The following is an 8,352-nucleotide window of genomic DNA, read 5'->3' on the forward strand; positions in this document are numbered from 1 at the left end:
CGAAGTGCCGGCCGGCGTGCTGACCGCGCTGATCGGCGCACCGTACCTGCTCGGGCTGTTGATCCTCGAGGGGCGCCGCGCCCGGCGCGCGGGGCGATGACGCCCGCGCTCGATGGCGCGCGCGCCACGCGCTTCTCGATGTTCGGGCCCGAACCGTTCGCCGACCACCTCGACGTCGTGTGGCTCGGCATGCCGGACGACGCGCACGATGCGCCGGGCCGGATCGTCGTACCCGTCAGCACGCTGCCCGATCACCGCAGCGCGATCCTCGACGCGATGGTCGGCCATTACGGCGGCGATCCGGCGCAGCATGCGCGCGCGCTGATGTCGCAATGGAGCAAATACTATTTCGGCCGCGCGGCGCCGGCCGGTGTCGTCGCCGCGCTGACACTGGGCCGGCCGCTCGACATGTCGCCCGAGCGCACGTTCGTCGCGCTCGACGACGGGATGCCCGCCGCGCTGTATTTCCCGCACGATGCGCTCGGCGCACCGTGCGACGACCCGGCACCACGCTATGCGGGACTCATCGCGCATCTCGGCGCGGCGATCGACCTGCTCGCGGCGATGGGCCGCGTCACGCCGCGCGTGCTGTGGAGCAACGCGGGCAACCTGCTCGACTATCTGCTCGATACGTATCGTTCGCTGCCATGCGCCGCCGATCCCGTCCGCGATGCGGACTGGCTGTTCGGTTCGAGCTGCGTGCACGGCGAGCCGAATCCGCTGCGCGTGCCCGTGCGCGATGCCGTGCCGCGCTCGGCGCTGCTGCCGACGCCGTTTCGTGCGCGCCGCGTGTGCTGCCTGCGCTATGAAATTCCTGGAGAAACGCAACTGTGTGGAAGCTGCCCCCTGCTACTGACGATGGACGACGCGGCGCTGGCCGAGCAGGACGCGATCCGGTGACGGATGCCGGCCGCCGGCACGCGCTCGGCGCACTCGCGGCGCTCGGTGCCGCGTGCTGCGGTGCGCTTTCCCTGTCGTCCCGCGCCGTTGCCGCGACACTCGATGCCCATCGCGCGCAGGGCGTGCGAGCACCGGGCGCGGTGTCGCTGGCCGGCAATCCCGTCGTGTCGCAGGCGAGCGCGACGATGCCGGTGCGGCCGCAACGCGTGGTCGCACTCGACTTCATGTTCGCGGAAAGCGTGATCGCGCTCGACATCGTGCCGGTCGGGATGGCCGATACCGCGTTCTATCCGGGCTGGCTCGGCTATCAAAGCGAGCGGCTCGCGAACGTGACCGATATCGGTTCGCGCCAGGAGCCTGGCCTCGAAGCGATCGCAGCGGTCAAGCCCGACCTGATCATCGGCGTCGGCTTTCGGCATGCGCCGATTTTCGATGCGCTCGACCGGATCGCGCCGACGATCCTGTTCCAGTTCAGCCCGAACGTGTCCGATGGCGGCGTGCCGGTCACGCAGCTCGACTGGATGCGGCAGATCTTCCGGACGATCGGTGCGGTGACGGGGCGCGACGCGCGTGCGCAGGCGGTCGACGCGCAGCTCGATGCGGGCATCGCGCGCAATGCGGCGCGGCTCGCGGCTGCGGGCAGAAAAGGCGAGCGCGTCGCGCTGCTGCAGGATCTCGGCTTGCCCGACCGCTACTGGGCCTATACGGGCAACAGCACGTCGGCGGGTCTCGCGCGGGCGCTCGGGCTCGATCCGTGGCCGAAGAAGCCGACGCGGGAAGGCACGCTCTACGTGACGTCGGCCGACCTGCTCAAGCAGCGTGAACTGGCCGTGCTGTTCGTGACCGCATCGGGCATGGACGTACCGCTGTCCGCGAAACTCGATTCTCCGGTGTGGCGCTACGTGCCCGCGATGAAGGAGCACCGGATCGCGCTCATCGAACGCAATATCTGGGGGTTCGGCGGGCCGATGTCGGCGCTGAAACTGGCCGACGTGATGACCGATACGATGCTGAAGCTGCCGGCCGTGCGCTGAGCGCGCGGCGGTCGATCGGCGGATGACGCCGCTTCGACTTCGACGGGTAGGGCGTTGCGGTTGGCCGGTGCGCCACGAGGCGATCCGGCTCGGTCCGGCCCGGCCGCGTGGCCGGCGGTCGCGCTCGATGCGATGCGCCCGAGCGGCGTGCTCGCCGACGGCGACCGCTGCATGCGCGAGGGACTCGCGGTAAATCACCCGAGCCGTTCCGCGATCGCGCTACGCGCCCGAAACATTTCCTCCTGCAACGAAAATCGCCGACGCACTGCCATTGCAGCGCGTCGGCGATTTCTTTCATCGACTGTCGCTTACGCGCTCAGCGCGTCGACACCATCCTGCGCGCGCGTCCTGGCCGGCGTCGTGTCGCTGACGATTTTCCCGTTGTCGAGCTTCAGCAGACGGTCGGCGAGATCGAAGTAGCGGTCGTCGTGCGTGATCACGATCACGGCCTTGCCGCGCGCTCGCAGCTCGGGCAGCAGTTGCTCGTAGAACACGGCCTTGAACGACGGATCCTGGTCGGCCGCCCATTCGTCGAACAGGTAGAACGGCCGGTCCTCCAGGTACGCGACGACGAGCGCGAGCCGCTTGCGCTGCCCGGTCGACAGTGCGCGGGTCGAGAACGCGCCGTCCACTACCTTCACCTTGTGATCGAGCGCGAGCTTCGCGATCAGCGCGTTCGCGCGCGCATCGGCCTGCGCGCGGGACGGATCGTCGGGATCGACGATGCCGAGCAGCGCATCGAACAGGTGGAAATCGTTGAACACCGCGCTGAAACGCTGCCGGTATGCGGCGCGCTCGCGCCAGCCGATCGTGCGGCCATCGACCTCGATCGTGCCTTCTTCCGGCTCGTAGAGCCCCGTCAGCACCTTCGCGAGCGTCGTCTTGCCGCTGCCGTTGCCGCCGACGATGAACAGGAGCTCGCCCGGCTGGATCGTCAGGTTGATCGGCCCGATGCTGAACATCCGTTCGTCGCGTTCATGGAAGTACGCATGCGTGACGCCGCGCAGCGTGACGGCGCCGGCCGGCGGCACGTCGGGCGCGTCGGACGCCGGCGGCACCGTGCGCAGCGCGCCGAATTCGGCCATCACGCCTTCGATCCGCGTGAGCGACACGCGGGCCGCGTTGACGGTCGGCAGGTTGTTCAGCAGCCCGTCGAGCGGCACGAGCATGAACAGGAACACGACGACGTAGCCGGCGGCCGCGGCCGGATCGGCATGCACGCCGAGTTGCGGCCAGAACGACGCGATGCCGAGGAACACATAGAACAGGAAGATGATCCAGCCGACCCCGACCGCATACGCGCTGAACGCGCGGCGGCGGTGATCGCGCACTTCGCCGATCGCGGCGCCGAGCTGGCCGTCGACGAACTGGCGGGCGCGCTCATCATGCAGCTTCAGCTCCTTCGCGCCGGAAAACAGCGAGCCGAGATAGCCGAACAGGCGGTCCTGCGCCTGGCCGGCCGCTTCGAGCGATGCGATCGCGCGGCGGTCGCCGGTGTGATAGCCGAGCGAGCCGGCGATGATCGCGGCCAGTGCCAGCAGGCACACCGGCCACGACAGCCACGCGAGGTAGCCGAGGCAACCGAACACGATCGAGCCGTGCATGACCAGGTTCGGCAGCGCGAAGAACAGCATCGACACGTTGGTGGCGTCGTCGGTCAGTACCGACTGCACGGGCGCCGCGCCGATCCGCTCGATGTCGCGCAGTTCGGCCGAGCCGACGCGCCGCGCGAGATGCACGCGCAGCCGCGCCATCGTGTCCTGCGACAGGCGCGCGAACAGCGTGCCCGACACGATTCGCGTGACGAGCGCGATCACCGCGCACAGCGCGAAGCGCCACGCGAGCGACGCGTCGGCCGCGCCGGGCTGCGAGAGCGCGCGGTTCAGCGTCGCGACGAGCAGCACGCTCGCGACGCCGTTCAATACGCACGCGGTGAGCGCCAGCACGAGTGACGCGCGGCTTTCGCGCAACAGCGCAAGGATCAGGCGCGCCGCGGGGCGGCCGGGGGAAGCGTCGAGGGACGGCGGGGAAGAAGGCTCGTGGGCGGCTGTCATCGGCAACGTCGGTAAAGGGAAGGCAAGCGAAAACGCGGAAACGGCAAAACTGACGTGAAAGCGGCGGGCGAGGCGGGGCCCCGTTCCGGCTTTCCTCCCTGATAGACGAACGGGCCGCGCAAATATTTAGCGGCGCGTTCAAAAAAAACGTTCGCGCCGGCTTTGAGCACAAAACGGTAAAAAATCGGCCGCGCCGTTCGTCACACCAGTGAAGCCGCCCCAAGCGGCCCCGAGACTTGGCCGAAGCGGCCGGACCGAAGGACTTCACGCACATGACGAGTTTCCCGACTGCGCTGCATCACCGAATCCGCGAACTGGCGCGCCTCGCGCCCGACGCACCCGCGATCGCGGTCCCTTTCCAGAATGACTTGCGCCTGTCGCGCGGCGCGCTCGACGCGCGGGCGTCGCGGCTGGCCCGGCAACTGCGCGCGGCCGGCGTCGGCGCGGAAGTGCGGGTGGGCGTGTGCGTCGAGCGGTCGGGCGAACTGTTCGTCGCGCTGCTGGCCGTGCTGAAGGCGGGCGGCGTGTTCGTGCCGCTCGATCCGCGCCATCCGGCCGCGCGCCTCGACTGGATCGTCCAGGATGCGAATCTGCGGCACGGGATCGTCGACGCGGCCGGCCGTGCGGCGCTCGGCAAGCCGTTCGAACACGCGTTTGACGCGGCCGTCGACGCGACGGACGGGCAGGAGATCGGTGCGGATGACGAAGAAGTGCTCGTTCATCCGCGTTCGGCCGCCTACATGATCTATACGTCCGGTTCGACCGGCACGCCGAAGGCTGTCGTCGTCGAACACGGGCCGCTCGCCGCGCACTGCGACGCGCTCGCGGCCGCGCTGCCGATCGAGGCCGGCGACCGCCTGCTGCATTTCGCGTCGGTCAATTTCGACGCCGCGCATGAATGCTGGCTCGCGCCGCTCGCGACTGGCGCCAGCATCGTCGTGGCGCCGCCGCAACCGTTCGCGCCGGATGCCGCGCATGCGCTGCTGGTGAGTGAATCGGTCAACGTGGCCGCGTTCCCGCCCGCGTACCTGCGCGAATTCGCGGCGGTGGCCGCGCGCGACGGCGTGCCGCCGGCATTGCACGTGCTCGCGTTCGGCGGCGAAGCGCTGCCGCAGCAGGCGTTCGAATTCGTGCGCGGCACGTTCCCGTCGGTACGCCTGATCAATGGCTACGGGCCGACCGAGGCCGTGATCTCGCCGATGCTGTGGCCGGTCGAGCCGGGCGAGACGCCCGTGCTGGCCGCCGACGATGCGTATGCGTCGTTGCCGATCGGCCGCGTGATCGGGCCGCGCGTCGCGCGTGTCGACGGCGGCGAGGTCGATGGCGTGGGTGAACTGCTGCTGGGTGGCGTTTGCGTCGCGCGCGGCTATCACGGCCGTCCGGCGCTCACGGCCGAACGCTTCATTCCCGATGCCGACGGCGAACCCGGTGCGCGCGTGTACCGCACGGGCGACCTCGCACGGCTGCGCGACGACGGCGCATTCGACTACCTCGGCCGCCTCGACGATCAGGTCCAGGTGCGCGGCGTGCGTGTGGAGCCGGCTGAGATCGCCGCGTGCCTGCGATCGCATCCGGCCGTGGCCGATGCGGCCGTGGTTGCCGAAACCGGCAACGGCCCCACGCGGCTGATTGCGTGCGTCGCGCTGCGCGCCGCTGCCGACGATGCGGCGCTGAAAGCACACGTGGCCGCGCAACTGCCGGCTGCCTGGCAGCCGCACCGGTTCGTGCGGTGCGATGCGCTGCCGTACACGCTGAACGGCAAGATCGACCGTGCCGCGCTGCGCGAGAAGATCGCCGCCACGCGCGACACCGCGCAAGGCAGCGGCGACGCACCGCGCACGCCGACCGAACAGCAGCTCGCCGGCCTCTGGCAGACACTGCTCGGCCGCGACGTCACGCCGTCGCGTGACGACCGTTTCTTCGCGCTGGGCGCCGATTCGCTCGCCGCGATGCAGTTGCAGGCCGCGATTCGTGCGGCAGTCCGGGTGAACCTGCGGCTCGATACGCTGTTCGCCGATCCGGCGCTCTTCGAGCTGGCCGAAGCGGTCGATCGTGCGGAACGTGAAACCGGCGAGCCGCTGGCAACGATTTCCGCACGCCGCGTGCCGGCCGATTCGACCGTAGCCACCGCACCGTATATCGACCGTGCCGCATCGCTCGCGCAGCAACGTTTCTGGGTGCTTGCGCAAACGCGCGATGCGAGCGCCGCGTATCACATCGCCGCGCACTGGACGATCGACGGCACGCTCGATCGCGCTGCGTTGCAGCGCGCGCTCGATCACGTGATCGGTCGCCACGAAGCGTGGCGCACGACGCTCGTCGACAACGACGACGGCGTCGTGATGCAGCGAATTCATGCGCATCTGCCGGTGTCGATCGTCGATATCGACCTGCGCGACCAGTCGCCTGCCGCCCGCGACGCGCAAGCCGCGCGTCTCGCCGAGCGCGATGCGGCCGAACCGTTCGACCTCGCGCGCGGCCCGCTGCTGCGCGCGACGCTGGTCGCGCTCGCCGACGACCGACACCGCCTGCTGCTGACCGCCCATCACGCGATCACCGACGGCTGGAGCTCGCGCTGCGCGTTCGATGAACTGTCGGCCGCCTATCGCGCGTATGCCGAAGGCCGCGAGCCGTCGCTGCCCGAATTGCAGATCCAGTACGCCGACTATGCGGACTGGCAACGCGACATGCTGGCCGGCGGCGAGGGTGAACGTCAGCTCGACTACTGGCGCGGCGCGTTGCGCGACGTGCCGGGCCCGCTCGCGCTGCCGGTCGATCGTCAGCCGGGCGCCACACGCACGCTGCAAGGCGCGCGCGTGTCGGTGCGGCTGCCCGACGCGGTCGCGGCCGACGTGCGGCAACTCGCACGCGACGCACAGGCAACCCCTTTCACGGTGCTGCTGGCCGCGCTCGACGCGTGGCTGTCGCGCCTGACCGGCGCAACGGATGTCGTCGTTGCGGTGCCGGTCGCGCATCGCCAGCGCCCGGAATCGCGTGCACTGCTGGGCCTGTTCCTGAATACGGTCGCGCTGCGCGTGCAAGTGGCGCCGACGCTGCCGTTCCGCGCGCTCGTCGATGCGGCGCGCACGGCGGCGCTCGATGCTGTCGCGCACCAGGACGTGCCGTTCGAGCGCGTCGTCGACGCGGTGAAGCCGCCGGTCAAGCGCGGCGACGAATGGTTGCGCGTGAAATTCGCGCAGCAGTTCGACGCGCGGCACGACAGTGTGCTGCCGGGCGCAACGGCCGTTGCGACGCCGGGGCCTGACCTTGCCGCACGCTTCGACTTCGCCGTGGATTTCACCGACGATGCGAGCGGCATCGAACTGGTCGCGGCCTATGCGACCGACTGCATCGACACCGACACCGCGCGCGCATGGCTCGACAGTTACGCGGCGCTCGTCGGTGCGGCCGCGCGCGATCCGCATCAAACGACGGCCGTCCTGCCGTGCGACGCGTCGGCCGCTTCGCGCCAGCCGCGCGACGGACGTGCGCTGCGCGTCGAACATGCGGACATCGTCGCCGCGTTCGCTCGCCAGGCGGCCGCGTATCCGCATCGCGTCGCGCTCGCCGATGCGTCGGCGTCGCTGACGTTCGCCGAACTCGACGACGCATCGAACCGCATCGCCCGCGCGCTGACCCAGCGCGGCGTGGCCGCGGAAGCGTCCGTCATCGTCTGCATCGAACGCTCGGCGCGCTTCGTCGTCGGCCTGCTCGGCGCGTTGAAGGCCGGCGCGCTCGCCGTGCTGCTCGATCCCGCTCAGCCGGCTGCACGACTGGCCGCGGCGGCGGCCGACTGCGGCGCGCGTTGGGCGCTCGTCGCGGATAGCGCCGCCTGGCCGACCGGCATCGACGCACAGCCGCTTGACGTCGACACGCTCGCTCAGGACTCAACGCTTGCGCACGCAGCCGGCGTGCGTATCGCACCGCATCCGGAACAGGGCGCGTACCTGATCTATACGTCCGGCTCGACCGGCACGCCGAAGGGCGTCGTCGTGTCGCACGGCGCGCTGGCCGACTACGTGCAGGGGATGCTCGACGAACTCGCGTTCGCACCGGACGCGTCGTTCGCGATGGTGTCGACCGTCGCGGCCGACCTCGGCCACACGACGCTGTTCGGCGCGCTGTGCGCAGGCCGTACGCTGCACCTGCTGCCGGCCGCGTGCGCGTTCGATCCCGACCTGTTCGCCGATGAGATGCGCCGTCGCGACGTCGGTGTGCTGAAGATCGTGCCGAGCCACCTGCAGGCGCTGCTCGACGCACGTGTGCCGGCAGATGTGCTGCCGCGCCACGCGCTCGTGACCGGCGGCGAAACGCTCACGTGGGCGCTCGTCGCGCGCCTGGCTGCGCTTGCGCCGGCCTGCCGC

Annotated in this window: 4 protein-coding genes; 3 read left to right on the forward strand and 1 reads right to left on the reverse strand. The window is 70.3% G+C overall.

All coding sequences use genetic code 11. The annotated features are described in order from the left end of the window. Positions 1 to 96 precede the first annotated feature (96 nt). Positions 97 to 900 carry a siderophore-iron reductase FhuF gene (gene fhuF, locus G3O00_RS37010; RefSeq protein WP_206145974.1) on the forward strand — a complete coding sequence of 268 codons (804 nt, stop codon included), beginning with the start codon at positions 97 to 99 and terminating at the stop codon, positions 898 to 900. After that, complete coding sequence (locus tag G3O00_RS37015) at positions 897 to 1,934, forward strand: iron-siderophore ABC transporter substrate-binding protein (RefSeq protein ID WP_206145975.1); 1,038 nt, start codon at positions 897 to 899, stop codon at positions 1,932 to 1,934. The genes fhuF and G3O00_RS37015 overlap by 4 nt, the downstream gene beginning before the upstream one ends. Before the next feature lie 308 nt (positions 1,935 to 2,242). On the opposite strand, the gene G3O00_RS37020 is transcribed toward G3O00_RS37015, so the two are convergent. Continuing rightward, complete coding sequence (locus G3O00_RS37020; RefSeq protein ID WP_011351939.1) at positions 2,243 to 3,988, reverse strand: cyclic peptide export ABC transporter; 1,746 nt, start codon at positions 3,986 to 3,988, stop codon at positions 2,243 to 2,245. A 272-nt stretch (positions 3,989 to 4,260) separates the two neighbouring features. Between G3O00_RS37020 and G3O00_RS37025 the strand changes: the two genes are divergently transcribed. Next, on the forward strand, positions 4,261 to 8,352 hold a 4,092-nt coding region (locus G3O00_RS37025), incomplete at its 3' end, for a non-ribosomal peptide synthetase (protein ID WP_206145976.1).

Origin of the sequence: Burkholderia sp. Ac-20384 (assembly GCF_017104605.1) — a bacterium.
Taxonomy (GTDB): Bacteria; Pseudomonadota; Gammaproteobacteria; order Burkholderiales; family Burkholderiaceae; genus Burkholderia; species Burkholderia lata.